This is a genomic window from Bailinhaonella thermotolerans (assembly GCF_003594875.1).
GTDB lineage: Bacteria > Actinomycetota > Actinomycetes > Streptosporangiales > Streptosporangiaceae > Bailinhaonella > Bailinhaonella thermotolerans.
This window is the reverse complement of the sequence record NZ_QZEY01000006.1, coordinates 268,485-287,467: the sequence shown is the minus strand read 5'-3', so window position 1 is coordinate 287,467 and position 18,983 is coordinate 268,485. Positions and strand designations below refer to the sequence as shown.

Sequence of the window (18,983 nt, the reverse complement as noted above, 5' to 3'; positions counted from 1 at the left end):
GTGGCCGTACTCACGCGAGGGTCCGATACTCCGGCCGGGAGCCGCTCCGGCGTTAGCCGTCCGCCGGGCGCGGGTCGCGCCACATGAGCCAGACCGGCGGGCACCCGCCGGGCAGCTCCAGCCTCTCGGTCACCTCGAAGCCGAACCGCTCGTAGTAGGGCACGTTCGCCTCCTTGGACGACTCCAGGTAGGCGGGCATGCGTTCGGCGTCGCAGCGCTCCAGTCTGGATCGCAGCAGCGCGCCCCCGAGGCCGTGGCCCTGCGCGGGCGGGTCGGTGGCCAGGAACGCCAGGTAGTAGTGCGGCCGTTTCGGATGCCGCGCCTCCATCGCGCTCAGCGCGCGCGCCGCGGCCAGCGTCCTGCGGCCGAACGCGCGCAGGAGCGGGAGGGCCTGCCGGAGCTGCGCCGACAGGGGCACGCGCCAGGTGCCGGGCGGGTCCCACAGCGCCACCGCCTCGGTCGCGCCGTCGCGCCCGGCGACCTCGCTCAGCCCGCGGGGCAGGTGCACGTGCCGCGCCATGGGGTCGAACACCCGGCTCAGCCGTTCGATCCGGGTCGCGGGATCGGCCACGAGCCAGCTCCAGATCGGGTCGTCGTAGAACGCGCGCGCCAGCACCGGCACGATCGCGTCGGCGTTCCCCGCGGCTTGCCGAACGGTGATCACGCGAAATCCCCTCCCGAGGCCACGGTGATCATACGCCCCGGCTTGCCCGCCTTTCGCCGAGAGGGAATGCCCGCACGGCTCGCGCCCCGCCCCATCCGGCCAGGGGCGTCCGCCGTACGGCTCGCGCCGGCCTTCCGGGGGGCGTCCGCCGTACGGCTCGCGCTCCGCCTCACCCCGCCGCGAGGCGTCCGCCGTACGGCTCGGCCCGGAAAACCCGTCGCCGCGCGACGTCGCCGCGTGCTATCAAACCGGCAGGTCCGCAGCGAGAGATGGGACGGGATGGACGGCTATCTGGAGACCGAGCGCATGACGATGCGCGCGCTCACCGAGGACGACGCGGACGCGCTCATCGAGCTGGACTCCGACCCCGAGGTGATGCGCTTCCTCACCGGCGGCAGGCCCACCCCGCCGGAGATGATCCGGAACGACCACCTGCCCCGCCTGCTCGCCCGCGCCGCCAGGTTCCCCGGCTACGGCTACTTCGCCGCGACGGAGAAGGCCACCGGGCGCTTCCTCGGCTGGTTCGAGCTCTGCCCCAAGGACGACCCGGAGGTGCCGGAGCTGGGATACCGGCTGCGCAGGGCCGCCTGGGGCGCCGGCTACGCCACCGAGGGCTCCCGGGCGCTGGTCCGCAAGGCGTTCACCGAGCTGGGCGCCCGCCGCGTGGTCGCCGAGACCATGACGGTCAACAAGGGCTCCCGCCGCGTGATGGAGAAGGCCGGCCTGACCTACGTCCGCACGTACTTCGGGGACTGGCCCGAGGCCATCGAGGGCTCCGAGCACGGCGAGGTGGTGTACGCCCTGGACCGCGCCGACTGGGAGGCCGGGTGAGACCTCCCCGCCGCCGAGCGGAGCCGGGCATGCCGGGCATGCCGGAGCGGCCCGGGGCGTGCGCACACGGCGGCCGGGCCTTCCGCCGCCCGGGCGCGCTAGCCGGCGCCCGACTCGGCGCGGAGCTCGGCCAGGAGCTTGCCCTGGGTGTCGAGCATGTCGGTGAGGATCTGCCGCGCGGCGCCGAGGAGTTCGGCCACGTCGGAGGTGGACAGGGCGTAGACGACCGTCGCGCCCTCGCGGGTCGCCGTGACGATCCCCGCGCGGCGGAGCACGGCGAGCTGCTGCGACAGGCTCGACGCCTCGACGTCGAGCTCGGCGAGCAGGTCGCGCACCGGGCGGGGTCCCTCGCCCAGCATCTCCAGGACGCGGATCCGGACCGGGTGTCCCAGCGTGCGGAACAGCTCGGCCTTGGCCTGGTAGAGCGGCACGGACATGTCAGGAGGCCCTGCCAAGCCCGCTCGTCGCCTCCCCAGCGCTATCGTGTGGCTTCCAGCGCCGCGGGTCGGGTCCGGGTTCATGAGTGGCTCGTGCGCTCGTCGTGACTCCGGTCCGACCTCGCTTCCCGCCAGGCATCATCTCTTCATCGTGGGGCAAGTTTCAGAATTCTTCAACTTGCCAACGCATAATGTATGATGCTTACCCACTCTTCAGATGACACCCGGGGTCTCGGCCGGGCCACATGCGGGCCGGGAGCCCCGTGGTCCCGGACCGCGAAGTTCCGGACGACGAGAGGCCCGACACGGCCGGTGTGAGGGGGAGCCCATGGGGCGAGGTCGAGCCAAGGCGAAGCAGACGAAGGTCGCTCGCAGGCTGAAGTACACCGAGCACTCGATCGATCTTGACCGCCTCCGTCAGGAGCTGTCGGGAAGCGATGACACCGACCAGGTGGGCGAGGACGCCGAGGAGTACCTGGCCGCCGACCGTCCCTAGCGGTCCCGGCCCGTCCCTCCGTCCCCACCTGTCATAGCGGAAAGCGATCCGCGCGATCCGGCGGCGCCCGCTCATGCCGTACGGCCTGGGCGACGGCGCCGCCGTTCGCGGGGTCTCGCGATCTCGCGCCGGCCCGGATACGGCTCGGATACGGCCCGGGTTCTCGGGCCTGGGCCGGATACGGCCCGGGATGCGGCCCGGGTCCTCGGGCCTGGGCGCATCTGAGACCTCGGGTGGCGCTGGCGAGGGCCGCGGGTTTCGTCGCATGCGGGAGGCACGGAGGCGGTCGCCCCTGGGGATGCCTTGTGAGGGTGATTACCCCTCGGTAGGGTGATCAGGCGCTTGACTTAAAGTGTCGAGCATCCGCATCACAAGGTTAGGCGGCGCATGACCGACGGCGTTGACCCCGCACTGGTGGACCTGGACCGCCTCGCGGCCTGGATGGACGCGCAGGGGCTGCCGTCCGGCCCCTTCGGGCGGGTCGAGACGCTGGCCGGCGGCACCCAGAACGTGCTCGTGCGGTTCGAGCGCGGCGGCCGGGAGTACGTCCTGCGCAGGCCGCCCCGGCACCTGCGCCGCGCGAGCAACGAGGTGCTGCGCCGCGAGGCCCGCGTGCTCGCCGCGCTGGCCGGGTCGGACGTGCCGCACCCCGGGCTGATCGCCGCCTGCCCCGACGAGAGCGTGCTCGGCGTCGTCTTCTACCTGATGGAGCCCGTGGACGGGTTCAACCCGACCGCCGGGCTGCCCGCGCCGTACTCCCGGGACGAGTCCTGGCGGCACGCGGCCGGGCTGGACGTGGTGGACGGGATCGCGGCGCTGGGCGCGGTGGACCACGAGGCGGTGGGCCTGGGCGACTTCGGCAAGCCCGACGGGTTCCTGGAGCGCCAGGTCGGCCGGTGGATGCACGAGCTGGACACCTACGGCGAGCTGGACGGGTACGGCGGGCCGCGGATCCCCCAGCTCGACCGCGTGGCGGCGTGGCTGGAGGCCAACCGGCCGAGGACGTGGACGCCGGGGATCATGCACGGCGACTACCACCTGGCCAACGTGCTGCTCGACCGCGAGCGCCCGCGGCTGGCCGCGATCGTGGACTGGGAGATGTGCACGATCGGCGACCCGCTGCTGGACCTGGGCTGGCTGCTGGCGATGTGGCCGGTGGGCGGCGCGGAGCTGGGCGTGGCGACCTCGCTGGCGGACGTGAGCGGCTTCCCCGGCCCCGGCGAGGTGATCGCGCGGTACGCCGAGCGGAGCGCGCGCGACCTGTCCGCGATCGACTGGTACACCGTCCTGGCCTGCTTCAAGTGCGGCATCATCCTGGAGGGCACCCACGCCAGGGCCTGCGCGGGCAAGGCGGACAAGGGTGTCGGGGACCTCCTGCACGCGATCACCCTGGCCCTGTTCGCGAAGGCGGACACCTACCTGTAGGAGCCCCCATGGCCATCGACTTCACGCTGTCGCCGGAGCAGGAGGAGGTCCGGCGGCGCGTACGGACCTTCGTCCAGGAGACGATCATCCCCGCGGTGAAGGACTTCGACGACGAGGAGAAGGCCACCAGCCGCGAGGAGTACATCCGGACCCTCCTGGACCTGCGCGAGAGGGCCAAGGCCGAGGGGCTGTGGCTGCCGCACATGCCGGCGGAGTGGGGCGGCATGGGGCTCGGCCACGTGGCCCTGGCGATGGTCCAGGCCGAGGCCGCCAAGACCCGCCTCGGGCCGTGGATCCTCAACTGCATGGCGCCCGACGAGGGCAACATGCACACGCTGCTGCACTGGGGCACGGACGAGCAGAAGGAGCGCTACCTGCGCCCGCTCGCCGAGGGCACCAAGATGTCCTGCTTCGCCATGACCGAGCCCGAGGTCGCCGGGTCCGACCCGACCCTGATCCGCACGACGGCCGTCAAGGACGGCGACGAGTGGGTCGTCAACGGGCACAAGTGGTTCATCTCCAGCGCCCGCCGCGCGAGCTTCGCCATCCTCATCGCCCGCACCGAGACCGACGTGCCCGAAGGCCACCGGGGCGCGAACACCGCCTTCCTCGTGGACCTGCCGGCGGAGGGCTGGAACGACGTGCGGGAGGTGGAGACCATGCACGGCTCCACCGGCCACAGCGAGATCGTCATCACCGACCTGCGCGTCCCCGACGCGAACGTCCTCGGCGGCCGCGGCAACGGGCACCGCCTGGGGCAGTACCGCCTGGGCCCGGCCCGGCTGGCCCACTGCATGCGCTGGGTCTCCCAGGCCGAGACGGCGCTCGACATGATGGTGGACCGCGCCCTCAACCGGTACAGCCACGGCTCGGTCCTGGCCGACAAGCAGGGCGTCCAGTGGATGATCGCCGACTCGGCGATGGAGCTGTACCAGTGCAAGCTGATGATCCTGCACGCCGCGTCCAAGATCGACAAGGGTGAGGACTTCCGCACCGAGGTGTCGATGGCCAAGCACTTCGTGGCCAACAGCCTCAACCGCATCCTCGACCGCGCCATCCAGGTCCACGGCGCCCTCGGCTACTCCACCGACACGCCCCTGGCCAAGATGTTCCAGCACGCCCGCTGGGCCCGCCTCGCCGACGGCGCCGACGAGATCCACCAGATGCGCATCGCCCAGCGCGTGATCGCCGCCTACCGCGACACCGGCACCACCCACTCCGCGACGGGAGGCCTCCCCCTGTGACCCACACCGATTCCGGCGGCCTCCTCAGCGGCCTCGGCGCGCCCGCCCCCGTGCCGAGCCCGGTCGGCACCGGCACCCTCCCCGGCAAGGTCGCCCTGGTCACGGGCGCGAGCAACGGCATCGGCGCCGCCGTGGCCCGCCGCCTGGCCGACCTCGGCGCCTCCCTCGTCCTGGCCGACGTGGACGACGACCGGGGCAAGGCCCTGGCCGATGAGCTGGGCGCCGCCTACGTCCACTGCGACGTCTCCGACCTCGCGGCCAACAAGGCGGCGGTGAGCGCCGCCCAGACCGCCCACGGCCGCCTCGACCTGGTCTTCCTCAACGCCGGCATCGCCTCCGGCTGCGGCGTCGGCGACGACTTCGACCCCGAGCGCTACCGCCGCGCCATGGGCGTCAACCTCGACGGGGTCGTCTACGGCACGGTGGCCGCCCTCCCCGCCCTCAAGGCCGCCGGCGGCGGCACCATCGTCGCCACCGCCAGCATGGCCGGCATCGCGGGCATCCCCGGCGACCCCATCTACGCCGCCAACAAACACGCGGTGGTCGGCTTCGTCCGCTCCCTGGCCCAGGAGGTGGCCCCCCAGGGCATCAAGGTCCAGGCCCTCTGCCCCAGCTTCACCGACACCGCGATCCTCGGCGAGGGAAAGGCCGTCCTGGAGCGCATAGGCTTCCCCGTCCTGGAGGTCGGCCAGGTCGTGGACACCTTCACCACCCTCCTGGACAGCGAGGGAACCGGCGAATGCTGGTTCGTCATCCCCGGCCGGGAGAGCCGGCCCTTCACCTTCCGCCGAGCCCCCGGCCCCCGCGTCTAACCCGTCACCCGGTACGGCCCCCACGGCACCAGACGGCGGAAGCCGTACGGCCACCGTCTCGGCCGGCGCGTCCACCGACCCGCCGGGATCGGCCCCGAACGCTCGGCACCCGGTGCCGCCGCCGAGGGAACCGCGTATGTCGCAGCAGGCCGCCCGGGCGTGACTCCAGCTCCTCGACGTGGTGCCCGGCCAGGCCGAGCACGTGACGACCTGGCGCGCGGACACGCTTCCCGTCTCGGTGACCAGTACGCGCAACCGCCCCACCTCCGCCGGTCCCGACGACCCCCACTCCGCTCACGATGCCGCCCGCGCCCCCGTGCGCCACCGCCTCCCGCCGCCCCCGAGGCGTACGGCGGAGCGTCCGGTGTCAGGGGTGCCGCCGTGCCTTTATCGATCTCGGGGCCGGTCCCGGGGCCTGCCGGGGACACGCAGGGCGGGTCAGGGGAGGTGGCGCTCGGTCCAGGCGCGGGCACCGGGCAGCGCCTCGGGGAGGGGGAGGGCTCCGGGATGCCAGGCTTTCTCCCACTCCAGGCTCACCCAGCCGCGCCAGCCCGATCCGCGCAGGAGGGCGCCGGCCTCCTCCAGGGGGACCGCGCCGGACCCGAGCGGGATCGGGGTGAGGTCCGCGGGGGAGGCGACGTCCTTGATCTGGACGTACGCCAGGCGGTCGCCGAGGGCCGCCATCGTCGCCCCGGGGGATTCGCCGTGACGCCAGGGGTGCAGGAGATCCCAGATCGCGGCCGCGCCGGTCCCGGCGAGCAGGCGGGCCACCGCCTCGCCGGTGGGGTGGGAGTCGTGGGTCTCGACCAGGAGGCGCACGCCCGCCGCGTCCGCGTCCGCCGCCAGCGCGTCCAGCCGGCGGACGGCCCGGTCCTCGTCCGCGCCGTCACCCACGCCGCCGGGGAACAGCCGGATCGCCGCTCCGCCGAGGTCGCGGGCCAGCGCGATCGCCGCCCTCGCCTCCTCCAGCACCTCCCGATCCGGGGCGTCCCCGCATATCCGCACGTAGGTGGCCAGGCAGGGGACCTCCAGCCCCGCGTCCGCGAGGAGCGCCCGGATCCGGCGGCGTTCCCCCGTGTCCAGCCCGAGGCGCACCTCCTCGTCCGGGTGCACGCGCAGCTCCAGCCCCGCCGCGCCGTGCTCCCGCGCCAGCCGCACCGTCTCGGCCAGCGGCGCGCCCGGCACGCCCAGCGTGCTGAAGGCCCAGCGTGTCATGGATCCCCTCCCCGGCGGAGGCTCGCCGCCCTGGCGTCCTGTCCGCCCATCATCCGGTACGGCTCGCGCCGGGAGCCCCGCGGCCGCCGTTCCCCGGCCCGGCCCCGATCAACCCTTACGTGTGGGTTCGCCGTGTCCCGTACGGCTGGCGCCCGGCGACACCGGCGGGCGCCAGCCGTACCGGAGGTCAGACGACGTGTTCCTCGTAGCGGGCCCTGACCAGGGCGAGGACGTCCTCGCCGGGCATGGCCCACAGTTCCTCGTTGAAGATCTCCGCCTCGACCGGGCCGGTGTAGCCCGCCGTGTCCACGGCCTCGCGGAAGCGGCGGAGCTCCACGCAGCCGTCGCCGAGGAGGCCGCGGCCGGTCAGGACGCCCGCCGGGAGCGGGGTGGTCCAGTCGGCGACCTGGAAGGCGGCGATGCGCCCGGGGGCGCGGGCGATGTCCGCCCAGACCGCCGGGTCCCACCAGACGTGGTACGTGTCCACGCACACCCCGACCTGTTCCACCGGGAAACGGGACGCGAGGTCGATCGCCTGCCCGAGCGTGGAGATCACGCAGCGGTCGGAGCAGTACATCGGGTGCAACGGCTCGATCGCCAGGCGCACCCCGCGCTCGCCCGCGTACGGCGCCAGCTCGGCGAGCGCGTCCGCGACCCGCTCCCGGGCGCCGTCGAGGTCGCGCGAGCCGTCGGGCAGGCCGCCGCTGACGAGCACGAGTACGGCGGTGCCGAGCGCGGCGGCCTCGTCGATCGCGCGGCGGTTGTCGTCGAGGCCGGCCGCGGTGGTGAAGAAGCCGCCCCGGCAGAGCGAGGTGACGTCCAGCCCCGCGTCGCGCACCAGCTTGGCCGCGCGCTCCAGGCCGTACTCCCGCACCGGCTCGCGCCACAGCCCGGCCCCGACGCCCTCGCGGGCGCAGGTCTCGACCAGCTCCGGGAGGGGCCAGTGGCGGGCGGTCCACTGGTTGAGGCTGAACCGGGTCCCGCTCACGCGCTCACCCCCGCGACGGCGAGGAGAGCGCGCATGCGGGCCGCCGCCAGGTCCGGGTCGGGCAGCAGCCCGGCGGCGTCGGCCAGCCGGAACAGCTCGGCCAGGTGGGGCAGGGAGCGGGCGCTCTCCAGCCCGCTCACCATGCGGAAGTGATCCTGGTGCCCGGCCAGCCAGGCCAGGAACACCACGCCCGTCTTGTAGTTGAAGGTCGGCGCCTCGAAGACCTTCCGGGCGAGCGGCAACGTCGGCTCAAAAATCGCGTCATAAGCCGAAATATCACCAGCGTCCAGTGCGGCGAGCGCGGCCGCCGCCGCCGGGGCGATCGGGTCGAAGACGCCCAGCAGCGCGTCGCTGTGGCCCCGCTCGTCCCCGCGGATCAGCTCCGGGTAGTTGAAGTCGTCCCCGGTGAACAGCTTCACCCCGGCAGGCAGCCGCCGCCGCAGCGCGATCTCCCGCCCCGCGTCCAGCAGCGACACCTTGATCCCGGCGATCTTGCCGGCGTGTTCGCCGATCAGCGCGACCACGTGGCCGGTCGCCTCGTCGAGGTCGCCCGACCCCCAGTAACCGTCGAGCGCCGGGTCGAACATCGGCCCGAGCCAGTGCAGGATCACCGGCCGCGACACCTGGCCCAGCAGCCTGCCGTACACCTCGGCGTAGTCCTCGGGGCCGCGCGCCACCGCCGCCAGCCGCCGGCTCGCCATCAGGATGACGTCCGCCCCGGCCGCCTCGACGACCGCGAGCTGCTCCTCGTACGCCGCGATCACGTCGTCGAGCGTGCCGGTCCCGGGCGCGAGCTGGTCGGTGCCGACGCCGCAGGCGATGCCGCCGCCGCAGGCCGCCGCCTCGGCCGCGCCGCGCTCGATCAGCTCCCGGGTCGCGGCCCAGTCCAGGCCCATCCCGCGCTGCGCGGTGTCCATCGCCTCGGCCACGCGCAGACCGTACGACCACAGGTGCCGCCGGAAGGCCAGCGTGGCGTCCCAGTCCAGCACGGCCGGAGCGCCCGGCGTGTTGTCGGCGAGCGGGTCGGCGACGACGTGCGCGGCGGCGTACACGACCCGCGACCGCGGCTCCCCGGACGGCCGCGCGAACTCCCGCGGCTCACCCGTGGTGTACGGCCGCAGGCCGCCGTCGCCGTACGGCAGGCGCAGGGTCGCGCTCACGCCGTCAGCTCCGGGACCTCGATCCGGCGGCCCTCGCGCCAGGACCGCAGGCCCAGCTCGGCGAGCTGCACGCCGCGCGCCCCGGCCAGGAAGTCCCAGGCGAACGGCTCCCCGGCGTACACGTGCCGCAGGAACATCTCCCACTGGGCCTTGAAGCCGTTGTCGAACTCGGTGTTGTCCGGGACCTCCTGCCACTGCGAGCGGAAGTCGATCGTGGCGGGGACGTCGGGGTTCCAGACCGGCTTGGGCGTGGTGGCGCGGTGCTGGATCCGGCAGCGGCGCAGCCCCGCGACGGCGCTGCCCTCGGTGCCGTCCACCTGGAACTCCACCAGCTCGTCCCGGAAGACGCGCGTCGCCCAGGACGAGTTGATCTGCGCGATGATCCCGCCCTCCAGCTCGAAGAGGCCGTAGGCGGCGTCGTCGGCCGTCGCGGTGTACGGCGTGCCGTCCTCGGCGACGCGCTCGGGGATGTGCGTCGCCCCGAGGCACTGCACGCTGCGGACCCGGCCGAACAGGTTGTCCAGGACGTACCGCCAGTGGGCGAACATGTCCAGGATGATCCCGCCGCCGTCCTCGGCCCGGTAGTTCCAGGAGGGGCGCTGGGCCTCCTGCCAGTCGCCCTCGAACACCCAGTAGCCGAACTCCCCGCGCACCGACAGGACGCGGCCGAAGAATCCGCCGTCGATGAGCCGCTTGAGCTTGAGCAGGCCCGGCAGGAACAGCTTGTCCTGGACGACGCCGTGCCTGATCCCGGCCTGGTTCGCCAGCCGGGTCAGCTCCAGCGAGCCGGCCAGGTCCTCGGCGAGCGGCTTCTCGGTGTAGACGTGCTTCCCGGCGGCGATCGCGGCGCGGATGGCCTTCTCGCGCTGGTTGGTGACCTGGGCGTCGAAGTAGACGTCCGCCCCGGCCAGGGCCTCGGCCAGGTCGGTGGTCCACCGGGTGAGGCCGTGCGTCTCGGCCAGGCCGCGCAGCTTGGCCTCGCTGCGGCCGACCAGGACCGGCTCCGGCCACAGCACCGTGCCGTCGGGGAGGGGCAGGCCGCCCTGCTCCCGGATCGCCAGGATGGAGCGGACGAGGTGCTGGCGGTGTCCCATGCGCCCGGTCACGCCGTTCATGGCGATGACGACCGGCTTCCTGCCTTGAGTCACGGGTGCTCCTGAAGTGCGGGGGAACGGGAAAGCGCTCTCAGAAAGCGCTTTCCCGGCGTACAGTAGGCTCCTGCCGTACCGCCGTCAAGGGAGGCCCGTGACCCACACCACGCTCGGCGACGTCGCCCGCACGGCGGGGGTGTCGCTCGCCACCGCCTCGCGCGTGCTCAACGGCTCCACCACCGTCCGGGCCGACCTGCGCGAGAAGGTGATGGCCGCCGCCGAGGCCCTGGCGTACCGGCCCAACGCCCACGCCCAGGCCCTGGCCCGCGCGTCGAGCCAGGTCGTGGGGCTGATCTGCCACGACGTGAGCGACCCGTACTTCGCCGCCGTCGCCCGGGGCGCGATGCGGGTCGCCGCCGACCACGACCTGATGGTCATGCTGGCCAGCACGTTCCGCGACCCCGACCGCGAGATCGCCTACGTCTCCACGCTGCGCGCCCAGCGGGCCCGCGCGATCCTCCTGGCCGGCTCCGCCTTCCAGGACCCCGCCTGGGAACGCGCCCTGGACGCCGAGCTCACGCCGTACCAGGAGGCGGGCGGCCGGGTCGCCGTGCTGAGCCGCCACCGCGCCCGCGCCGACGCCGTCCTGCCCGACAACCGCGGCGGCGCGGCGTCCCTGGCCCGGGCCCTCCTCGGCCTGGGCCATCGCGACTTCGCCGTCCTCGCCGGCCCCCCGGCGCTGACCACGGTGGCCGACCGCGTGCGCGGCTTCCGCGAGGCCCTGGCCGAGGCGGGCGTACGGCCGGCGCCGGACCGCGTGGTGACCGGCGACCTCACCCGCGACGGCGGTCACGCGGCGGCCCGCGAACTCCTGTCCCGGGGGCCCCTCCCGACCTGCGTCTTCGCGGTCGCGGACGTCATGGCGATCGGCGCCCTCACCGCGTTCCGCGAGGCCGGGCTGCGCGTCCCCGAGGACGTGTCGCTGGCCGGATTCGACGACATCCCCGTGGTGGCCGACCTCACCCCGCCCCTGACGACGGTCACCCTCCCCCTGGAAGACCTGGGGGAACGCCTCATGACCCTCGCCCTGGCCCCCGCTCCCAGGCGTCGCCACCACCGGGTCCCCGCGGAGGTCACCCTGCGCGCCTCCACCGCGCCGCCCCGCCCCGCCTGACCCCGGCCCCCGCGCCGCCTGACCCCGGGCCCCCGCGCCGCCGTGATCACGCGGCTCGGAGCACCAGGTGTGCGCGGAACCGCGTGATCACCGCGAGCGGAGGGCGCCGGGGGCGCGAGCCGTACGGCCGGAGGCGGCGTCAGGCCGAGAAGTACTCCTTGGCCGGGGCGGACATGAGCAGGCCGATGATGACGGCGGCGACGACCACCGAGAAGACGCCGCCGGCGAAGGACTTCGACAGGGCGGCGTTGACGAGGGCGACGACGGCCGACAGGCCGAAGAACACGATGATGCCGGTCCGGGTGCTCGCCTGGCGGCGGGGGATGCGCAGGACCAGGATGAGCTCGGCCACGAGGAAGATCGCCGAGAGGATCGTCAGGCCCCAGAGCGCGCCCATGGGGGGCGGCTCGACCCCGGCGGCCTGGAACGCGCTGCCCGGCGACAGGAGCAGCGGGAGGGTCAGGACCAGGGCGATGACGCCGAACGCCACGCCGATCCACATCAGCACCTGGACGGCTCGTACCTGGCCGGGCATCGCCGGATTCGGGGCGTGGTTCTGCGCCATGGGCACTTTCCTCTCCTCGACGTGAGGGAAGGGTAGGAGCGGTGCGACCGCCGCTCCAGGGCCCAGGGGTCTCAGAACGGTTGCGAAGCGCGGCGGTCCCGCCGGACCCGTGCGCCGGAGGACGTGCGCGGGGCGGCGAAGCCGGGGATCGTAGGGGCGGGAGCCGTACACGGACTACCGGGAGGTCGCATGGTGGGCAGGCCCTTCGCGTCCTCCGCCGATCTGGCGGAGAAGCGGCGGACGCTGGAACGGGTCGGGGACGGGGTGTACGCGCTGACCGCGGAGGGGGACCCGAACGTGGGGGCGGTCGAGGGGGAGGACTTCCTCGTCTGCTTCGAGGCCATGGCCACGCCGGTCGCGGCGCGGGAGTGGCTGGAGGCGCTGCGCGAGCACACGGACAAGCCGATCCGGTACCTCGTGCTCTCGCACTACCACGCGGTGCGGACGCTGGGGGCGTCGGCGTTCGGGGCGGAGGTGATCGTGGCGCACGAGAACACCCGGGCGCTGATCGCCGAGCGCGGACGGGAGGACTGGGCGTCGGAGCTGGCGCGGATGCCCCGCCTGTTCAAGGAGCCGGCGTCGATCCCCGGGCTGACCTGGCCCACGCTGACCTTCGGCGACCGGCTGACGATCCAGCTCGGCGGGGACCGGGGCGAGCTGGAGCTGCGCCACCTCGGGCGGGGGCACACCGAGGGCGACATCGTGGCCTGGCTGCCCCGGCAGCGGGTGCTGTTCGCCGGGGACCTGGTGGAGGCTCGGGCCGCGCTGTACACCGGCGACGCCTACCACCGCGAGTGGGCCGCGGGCACGCTGGACCGGGTGGCCGAGCTGGAGGCCGCGGCGCTGATCGGCGGGCGCGGCCCGGTGGCGCACGGCCGGGACGCGGTGGACGCGGCGATCGCCCAGACGCGGGACTTCCTGCGCACCATGCTCGCCGAGGTGGGCCGGGTCCACACGGCGGGCGGGACGCTGAAGGAGGCGTTCGAGGCGGCGCGCGCCGCCCTCGCCCCCCGCTACGGCGCCTGGCCGATCTTCGAGCACTGCATGCCGTTCAACGTCGCCCGGCTGTGGGACGAGCTGTCGGGGGTCGGGCGGCCCGTGATCTGGACGGCGGAGAGGGACAGGGACGTATGGAACGCGCTCCAGTCCTGATCGCCGGGGCCGGGCCGGTCGGGCTCACGACGGCGCTGCTGCTGGCCAGGCAGGGGGTGCCGAGCGTCGTCCTGGACCCGGTCGCCGACACCGGCGGCGCGAAGGCCCGGTCCCGGGCGATCTGCTTCCAGCGGGACGTGCTCGACGTGTTCGACCGCGCCGGATGCGCCGAGCCGATGCTGGCCGAGGGGGTCACCTGGACCACCGGCCGCACCTACTACCGCGACCACGAGCTGTTCCACGTGACCTTCCCCGACCCGGGGCCGGGGACGCCGCCGCCCTGGATCAACATCTCCCAGGCCCGGGTGGAACGGCTGCTGACCGGGCGCGCGGTCGCCGAGCCGCTCGTGGACCTGCGCCTGGGCACGGCCCTCACCGGCTACCGCGAGACCGGCGGCGGCGTCGAGGCCGTCACCACGGACGGCGTCGTCACCGGATCCCACCTCGTCGGCGCCGACGGGGCCCACAGCACCGTACGGCGGCTCGCCGGCGTCGCCTTCCCCGGCCGGTCGTTCGACGACCTGTTCCTGATCTGCGACATCCGGGCCGAGCTGCCGTTCCCCAACGAGCGGCGGTTCTACTTCGACCCGCCGTGGAACCCCGGCCGCCAGGTCCTCGTGCACCAGTGCCCCGACTCCACCTGGCGCATCGACTGGCAGGTCCCGCCCGGCTTCGACCTGGCCACCGCCGACGTGGACGCGATGGTGCGCCGGATCACGGGCGCTCTGCCGTACGACATCGTGTGGGTGACGCTGTACCGGTTCCACGAGCGGGTGGCCGAGACGTTCCGGCGGGGGAGGGTGTTCCTGGCGGGGGACGCGGCGCACCTGTACGCCCCGTTCGGGGCGCGCGGGCTCAACTCCGGGACGCAGGACGCGGAGAACCTGGCCTGGAAGCTGGCGCTGGGCGGGGAGGACCTGCTGGACACCTACGACACCGAGCGCCGCGCCGCCGCGCTGGAGAACCTGCGGGTCACCGGGCGGACCATGGAGTTCCTGGTGCCGCAGACCGAGGAACGGCGGGCGTGGCGGCGCGAGACGCTCGCCCGCGCGGTCCACGACCCGTCCGCCCGCCGCGAGATCGACTCCGGCAAGCTGGCCGAGCCGTACTGGTACACCGACTCGCCGCTGACGACGTACGGCGGGCCCGTGCCGGACGGGCCGGGGGAGGCGCGGCCACCGCTGCCCGGGGTGATCTGCCCGGACGCGCCGGTGACCCGCGGCGGGCGCGGGACGCGGCTGCGGCGGCTGCTCGGGCCGGGGTTCACCGTGTTCACGGCCGCGGCCGGGCGCGCCGGGGACGTGCGGCGGGCCTGCGCCGGGCTGGGGCTGCCGGTCACCGCGCGGGCGCTGCCGGAGTTCGACGAGGAGGGGTACGCCGCCAAGGCCCTCCACGCCGGGCCGGACAGCGTCCACGTGGTCCGCCCCGACGCCCACCTCGCCGCCGTCCTGCCCGTCTTCGCCGAGGCCCCGCTCCGCGCCGCCCTCCTCCGCGCCGCCGCCCGCCCCCTCACCCCCTGACCCGGTCCCGCCCGGTCCTGCCCGTGCCCTCGTCCGCTCGGTCGGGCTCCGGCCGTACGGCGGGGCGGTGGCCGTACGGCGGGTGGCCGTAGGGCGGGGTTGTGACCGTACGGCGGGGCCGGTGGGCTCAGGGCGGGCGGAAAAGGGTTTGATCTCGGCTGGGCGGCGGGGCGTAGCATGGTGGGGATTCGGAGAACGCCGCGGAAGGAGGTCGGCCATGACACTCGGCATGGTGCTCGGCGACCTCCCGGCCCGCGCTTCGACGCCGGAGCCGCGCGCGACCTGAACCACCGGCTCCCGTCGAAGTGATCACGTGCCCCCGTCACGTCCGATCACCTGGAGCCCCGAGTGCCCGAGATCCGCTGGACCGAGTCCGGCGCCGTGCTGACCGCCCGCTGGCGTTCCGAGAACGGCGCGCCCCCGCCCCGCCGCGTCCGGCCCGCCGACGAGGCCCTGCCCGCCCCCGTGGCGTACCGCCTGGCCTGCGAGGGGACCGCGCTGCTGTGGCGCGGCGACTACCAGTCGGCGCGGCGGCTGCTGCGCGCGATGTCCCGGCGCGTGGACCGCGTGCCCGTCCCGCGCGGGAAGACCCCGGCCGAGACCTTCCACCTGCACCGCCGCGCCCGGGGCCACCGCGCCCGCGTGCTCGGCATGCTGCTGGTCCCGCTCGGGCCCGACCACGGGCTCGCGCTGCCCCGGTCACCTGACGTGCGGCGGGCGTGCGAGGAGGCGTACGGCCCCGCGGACGGTTCCTCGGTGACCTCGCTGCGGGAACTGCTCGGCGTGATCGGCGCGCACGAGTGGCGGCGGCGGGGCGTGGAGGTCCCCGCCCTGGGCGCCAGGATCCACCCGCACTACGGGGTGTTCTCGCCGGTCAGAGGGGAGTACGTGGACCTGGTCGCCGCCGCGCCCCTCCCCGCGGCGCACGACCTGGCCTTCGACGTGGGCACCGGCACCGGCGTCCTGGCCGCCCTCCTGGCGCGGCGCGGCGTCGGCCGCGTGGTCGCCACGGACGCGGACCCCCGCGCGGTGGACTGCGCCCGCGACAACATCGCCCGGCTGGGCCTGGCGGATCGTGTCGCGGCCGTGCGGGCGGACCTGTTCCCGCCCGGCCGGGCCCCCTTGATCGTCTTCAACCCGCCCTGGATCCCCGCCCGCCCCACCTCGCCCCTGGAACACGCCGTCTACGACCCGGACGGCCGCCTGCTCCGCCGCTTCCTGAGCGGGGTCCCCCGGCATCTGACCGAGGGCGGCGAAGCCTGGCTGATCCTCAGTGACCTGGCCGAACACCTGGCCCTCCGCACCCGCGCCGACCTGCGCGAGATGTTCGCCCGCTCCGCCCTCCGCGTGGTCGGCACGACGTCCACCACCCCCCGCCACCCGCGAGCCGCCGACCCCGAAGACCCCCTCCACCCCGCCAGATCCGCCGAGACCACCACCCTCTGGCGCCTGACCCTCACCCCTTGATCGCGGCTCCGGTACGGCCGGCGCACGGGCCTGCCGTACGGGAGCGGCCCCCGCCGCACCGCCGTGATCTCGCGATCCAGCGTCGGCGCCGGCCCTGGCCGAAGCCCCGGCCTGTAGGCGGGCAGGCGCGCGATCGCGAGATCACGGGGAGGGCCGGGGCCCTGGCGGGTGGGCGCGGGATCGCAAGACGGCGGGGGGGGCGGGCGCTCGCCGTCAGCGGGCGAGGAGGGTGCGGAGGATGTCCTCGGCGTGGGTCCAGAGGATGGCGCCGCCGCTGTCCGGGATGACGTGGCGGCGGGCCTTGGGGATGCGGGCGGCCAGGGTGGCGCCGTGGTCGGGGGAGTGGACGGAGCCGGGGTCGTGGCCGCCGTACCAGAGGTCCACGGGCACGGTGATGTCCGCGACGTCGAAGGGCCAGGGCCGGTAGGCCAGGGTGAGGTCGCGGGCGTACCCGGCGGCGCCCTGGGAGAAGCCCTCTGTGAGCGAGCGGCGGTAGGCGGGCTCGAAGGCCGGGTGCGCGTAGATCTCCATGTCGCGCTGCGGGCTGAACCGCTCGATGACGCCCCAGAGCATGTCGGCGTCGGCGTGGGAGGTGAACGACACCTCGAACGCGGCCGGGTCGGCGGCGGCCAGCCGTACCAGCTCGGCGACGTCCGGGTCGAGCAGCGGCGCGAGCTCCGGCCGGCTCAGCTCGTCCAGCCCGGAGACCACGGCCGCCGCCGAGAGCACCCCCGCCGCCGCGCAGACCAGCGTGAACGGCGCGCCGTGCGAGAACCCGACCCCGCGCGCCCCGGTCAGCCCGAGCCCGTCCACGAGCTGCGACACGTCCGCGGCCCAGTCCGTCAGCGACCGCTCCGGGTCGGCGTCGGAGGAGCCCAGCCCCGGCCGGTCCACCGAGATCAGGCGTACGCCCAGCCGCCCGAGCACGTCACCGCCGAACCCCAGGCTGCGTCCCATCGCCGAGCCGGAGAAGAACAACACCGGCGTCCCGTCCTCCGGTCCCCACTGGGCCCAGCCGAGCTGCCTGCCGTCTTCGAGCCGTACGGCCCCCAGCCGCTCCGGCTCCCTCACCCCGAATTTCATAGTGCCCGACGTTAGCCACCGCCCGCCGCCCGACGCCAACGCATTTCCCCCGCGTTTCCCGCCGCCCCTTCCGCCCCGCGGCCCCCGCCCCGTTCCCGCCCCACCAGCCCCGTCCGTTCCGCCCCACCGGCCCGTCCGTTCCGGCCCGCCGGCCCCCGCCCGTTCCCGCCGAAGCGGCTCCGGCCAGGGTGAGGACGTCGCGGCGGGGTGCCGAGGCCGCGGAGCATCGGAGGCGGGGGCACGGCCGTCCTTTTCGTGGAGTGGGGGCGGGGCGGCGCGCCGTACGGCGGACGGGGTGGGATGGGGGTGCGGGTTCGCGCGGGTCGGAAGCGGTGGAGAGGGCAGAATGCCGTACATGATCACGCGCGGTGGAGTGAGGGGGCGGCGGTGGAGCTACCGCTGAGGAGGCTCGGAGCGGTGCTGGTGGGAGGGAGCGCCGACGACCGGTACGGCCGCCGCCTGGTCGTGGCGCTGGCGGTGACGCAGACGGCGGGATACGGGGCGCTGTACTACGCCTTCTCGGTGTTCCTCACGCCGATGCAGGGCGAACTGGGCGCGGGGGTCGCGTCGCTGACGGTCGCCCTCACCCTCGGCCGGGTCGTCGCCGGGATGGCCGCCCCGGTGGTGGGGCGCTGGCTGGACCGGTGGGGCGGGCGGTGGCCGATGACCGCCGGTTCGCTGCTGGGCGCGGCGGGCCTGCTCCTGTGGTCGCGGGTGGAGACCCTGCTCCAGCTCTACCTGGTGTTCGTGCTCATCGGCGTGGCCTCGGCGATGGTGCTGTACGACGCGGCGCTGACGATCGTGGTCGGGTGGTTCGACCCGCGGCGGCGCGCCAGGGCCCTGCTCGCGGTCACGATCGTGGCCGGGCTCGCCTCCACCGTGTTCGTGCCGCTCACCGGGTTCCTCGTCGAGCGGTACGGCTGGCGCCTCGCGCTGGTGATCCTCGGCCTCGGGTACGGCGTGGTCGCGGTGCCCCTGCACGGGCTCGTGCTGCGCCGGAGGAAGACCGTGGACCGTTCCGAGGTGGCCCCGCCGAACGGGGCGGTGCGCGAGCGCGCGTTCCTGCTGCTGGCCGCCGCGTTCGTCGCGCAGACCTGCGCCACGACCGTCGTCGGCGTCCTCCTCGTGACGTACCTGATCGTGCTCGGCCACTCCCCGGTGTTCGCCGCCGCCGTGGCCGGGCTGCTGGGCGTGCTGTCGGTGACCGGGCGGCTGGTCACCTCGGGCCTGCGCACGCGCTTCCCGGTGGCGCTGGTGACCGCCGCCGTCTTCGCCCTCCAGGCCACCGCCGCCGCGCTGCTCCCCGTGGTCGGCCGCTCGCCCGCCGGGGCGATCGCGGCCGTGGTCCTGTTCGGGCTGGGCTTCGGCGTCGCCACGATCGCCCGCCCCACGCTGCTGGCGGACCGGTACGGCACCGCCGGGTACGGCGCGCTCAGCGGGGCCCTGGCCCTGCCGGTCACGGTGGCCGCGGCGCTGGCCCCGCTCGCGGCGGCGCTCCTGGCCGAGGAGGCGGGGTACGCGGTGGTGCTGTCGGCGGTGGCGGCGGCGTGCGCCGTGGGCGCGGTGGCGCTGCTGGGGTACCACCGGATCCCCGTGGTGTCCTCCGAGGCCGCCTGAGGCGTACCGGCGTCGCGGGTTCTTGCGCCGCGACGGTGTAAA

Annotated in this window: 18 protein-coding genes; 10 read left to right on the top strand and 8 right to left on the bottom strand. The window is 74.7% G+C overall.

The window, feature by feature from the left end:
- Positions 1 to 52: 52 nt before the first annotated feature.
- Positions 53 to 664 (bottom strand): GNAT family N-acetyltransferase, encoded by a 612-nt coding sequence (locus D5H75_RS18990; RefSeq protein ID WP_202638293.1) that lies wholly within the window; start codon positions 662 to 664, stop codon positions 53 to 55.
- A 279-nt stretch (positions 665 to 943) separates the two neighbouring features.
- On the opposite strand from D5H75_RS18990, the gene D5H75_RS18985 reads away from it, so the two are divergent.
- Entirely contained in the window at positions 944 to 1,495 is a 552-nt protein-coding gene (locus D5H75_RS18985; protein ID WP_119927804.1) for a GNAT family N-acetyltransferase, read from the top strand.
- 98 nt (positions 1,496 to 1,593) lie between these two features.
- Here the strand turns inward: D5H75_RS18985 and D5H75_RS18980 are convergent, their stop codons facing one another.
- Positions 1,594 to 1,932 (bottom strand): ArsR/SmtB family transcription factor, encoded by a 339-nt coding sequence (locus D5H75_RS18980; RefSeq protein WP_119927803.1) that lies wholly within the window; start codon positions 1,930 to 1,932, stop codon positions 1,594 to 1,596.
- A gap of 328 nt (positions 1,933 to 2,260) precedes the next feature.
- Here D5H75_RS18980 and D5H75_RS18975 point away from each other — a divergent pair, with 328 nt between their 5' ends.
- The 4 genes from D5H75_RS18975 (at position 2,261) to D5H75_RS18960 (ending at position 5,909) form a co-directional block, all read left to right on the top strand.
- Complete coding sequence (locus D5H75_RS18975) at positions 2,261 to 2,428, top strand: DUF3073 family protein (RefSeq protein WP_119927802.1); 168 nt, start codon at positions 2,261 to 2,263, stop codon at positions 2,426 to 2,428.
- 387 nt (positions 2,429 to 2,815) lie between these two features.
- Entirely contained in the window at positions 2,816 to 3,853 is a 1,038-nt protein-coding gene (locus tag D5H75_RS18970) for a phosphotransferase family protein (RefSeq protein ID WP_119927801.1), read from the top strand.
- Between the two features lie 8 nt (positions 3,854 to 3,861).
- Positions 3,862 to 5,097 (top strand): acyl-CoA dehydrogenase family protein, encoded by a 1,236-nt coding sequence (locus D5H75_RS18965; protein ID WP_119927800.1) that lies wholly within the window; start codon positions 3,862 to 3,864, stop codon positions 5,095 to 5,097.
- Positions 5,094 to 5,909, top strand: a complete 816-nt coding sequence (locus tag D5H75_RS18960) for an SDR family oxidoreductase (RefSeq protein ID WP_242454352.1) — start codon at positions 5,094 to 5,096, stop codon at positions 5,907 to 5,909. Before D5H75_RS18965 ends, D5H75_RS18960 begins: the two co-directional genes overlap by 4 nt.
- 438 nt (positions 5,910 to 6,347) lie before the next feature.
- Here the strand turns inward: D5H75_RS18960 and D5H75_RS18955 are convergent, their stop codons facing one another.
- From D5H75_RS18955 to D5H75_RS18940, 4 genes are all read right to left on the bottom strand, one after another.
- Entirely contained in the window at positions 6,348 to 7,124 is a 777-nt protein-coding gene (locus tag D5H75_RS18955) for a sugar phosphate isomerase/epimerase family protein (RefSeq protein ID WP_119927799.1), read from the bottom strand.
- A 187-nt stretch (positions 7,125 to 7,311) separates the two neighbouring features.
- Complete coding sequence (locus tag D5H75_RS18950; RefSeq protein ID WP_119927798.1) at positions 7,312 to 8,112, bottom strand: sugar phosphate isomerase/epimerase family protein; 801 nt, start codon at positions 8,110 to 8,112, stop codon at positions 7,312 to 7,314.
- Complete coding sequence (locus D5H75_RS18945) at positions 8,109 to 9,272, bottom strand: dihydrodipicolinate synthase family protein (protein WP_119927797.1); 1,164 nt, start codon at positions 9,270 to 9,272, stop codon at positions 8,109 to 8,111. The genes D5H75_RS18950 and D5H75_RS18945 overlap by 4 nt, the downstream gene beginning before the upstream one ends.
- Positions 9,269 to 10,387, bottom strand: a complete 1,119-nt coding sequence (locus D5H75_RS18940) for a Gfo/Idh/MocA family protein (protein ID WP_119927796.1) — start codon at positions 10,385 to 10,387, stop codon at positions 9,269 to 9,271. Before D5H75_RS18940 ends, D5H75_RS18945 begins: the two co-directional genes overlap by 4 nt.
- 130 nt (positions 10,388 to 10,517) lie before the next feature.
- Here D5H75_RS18940 and D5H75_RS18935 point away from each other — a divergent pair, with 130 nt between their 5' ends.
- Positions 10,518 to 11,537, top strand: a complete 1,020-nt coding sequence (locus tag D5H75_RS18935; protein WP_119927795.1) for a LacI family DNA-binding transcriptional regulator — start codon at positions 10,518 to 10,520, stop codon at positions 11,535 to 11,537.
- A gap of 139 nt (positions 11,538 to 11,676) precedes the next feature.
- Here D5H75_RS18935 and D5H75_RS18930 read toward each other — a convergent pair whose 3' ends face one another.
- Complete coding sequence (locus D5H75_RS18930) at positions 11,677 to 12,102, bottom strand: hypothetical protein (RefSeq protein ID WP_119927794.1); 426 nt, start codon at positions 12,100 to 12,102, stop codon at positions 11,677 to 11,679.
- Between the two features lie 189 nt (positions 12,103 to 12,291).
- Between D5H75_RS18930 and D5H75_RS18925 the strand changes: the two genes are divergently transcribed.
- From D5H75_RS18925 to D5H75_RS44165, 3 genes are all read left to right on the top strand, one after another.
- Positions 12,292 to 13,254, top strand: coding sequence for an MBL fold metallo-hydrolase (locus D5H75_RS18925; RefSeq protein ID WP_119927793.1), 963 nt, complete (start codon positions 12,292 to 12,294; stop codon positions 13,252 to 13,254).
- The gene (locus D5H75_RS18920; RefSeq protein WP_119927792.1) at positions 13,233 to 14,774 is read left to right on the top strand and encodes an FAD-dependent monooxygenase; all 1,542 of its coding nucleotides are present in this window, start codon (positions 13,233 to 13,235) and stop codon (positions 14,772 to 14,774) included. Before D5H75_RS18925 ends, D5H75_RS18920 begins: the two co-directional genes overlap by 22 nt.
- A 348-nt stretch (positions 14,775 to 15,122) precedes the next feature.
- Positions 15,123 to 16,241 carry a methyltransferase gene (locus D5H75_RS44165; RefSeq protein WP_119927791.1) on the top strand — a complete coding sequence of 373 codons (1,119 nt, stop codon included), beginning with the start codon at positions 15,123 to 15,125 and terminating at the stop codon, positions 16,239 to 16,241.
- A gap of 213 nt (positions 16,242 to 16,454) precedes the next feature.
- On the opposite strand, the gene D5H75_RS18910 is transcribed toward D5H75_RS44165, so the two are convergent.
- Complete coding sequence (locus tag D5H75_RS18910; RefSeq protein WP_119927790.1) at positions 16,455 to 17,324, bottom strand: alpha/beta fold hydrolase; 870 nt, start codon at positions 17,322 to 17,324, stop codon at positions 16,455 to 16,457.
- Positions 17,325 to 17,711: 387 nt separating this feature from the next.
- Between D5H75_RS18910 and D5H75_RS18905 the strand changes: the two genes are divergently transcribed.
- On the top strand, positions 17,712 to 18,941 hold the full coding sequence (locus D5H75_RS18905) for an MFS transporter (protein ID WP_242454351.1): 1,230 nt from the start codon (positions 17,712 to 17,714) through the stop codon (positions 18,939 to 18,941).
- The last annotated feature ends 42 nt before the right edge of the window (positions 18,942 to 18,983 follow it).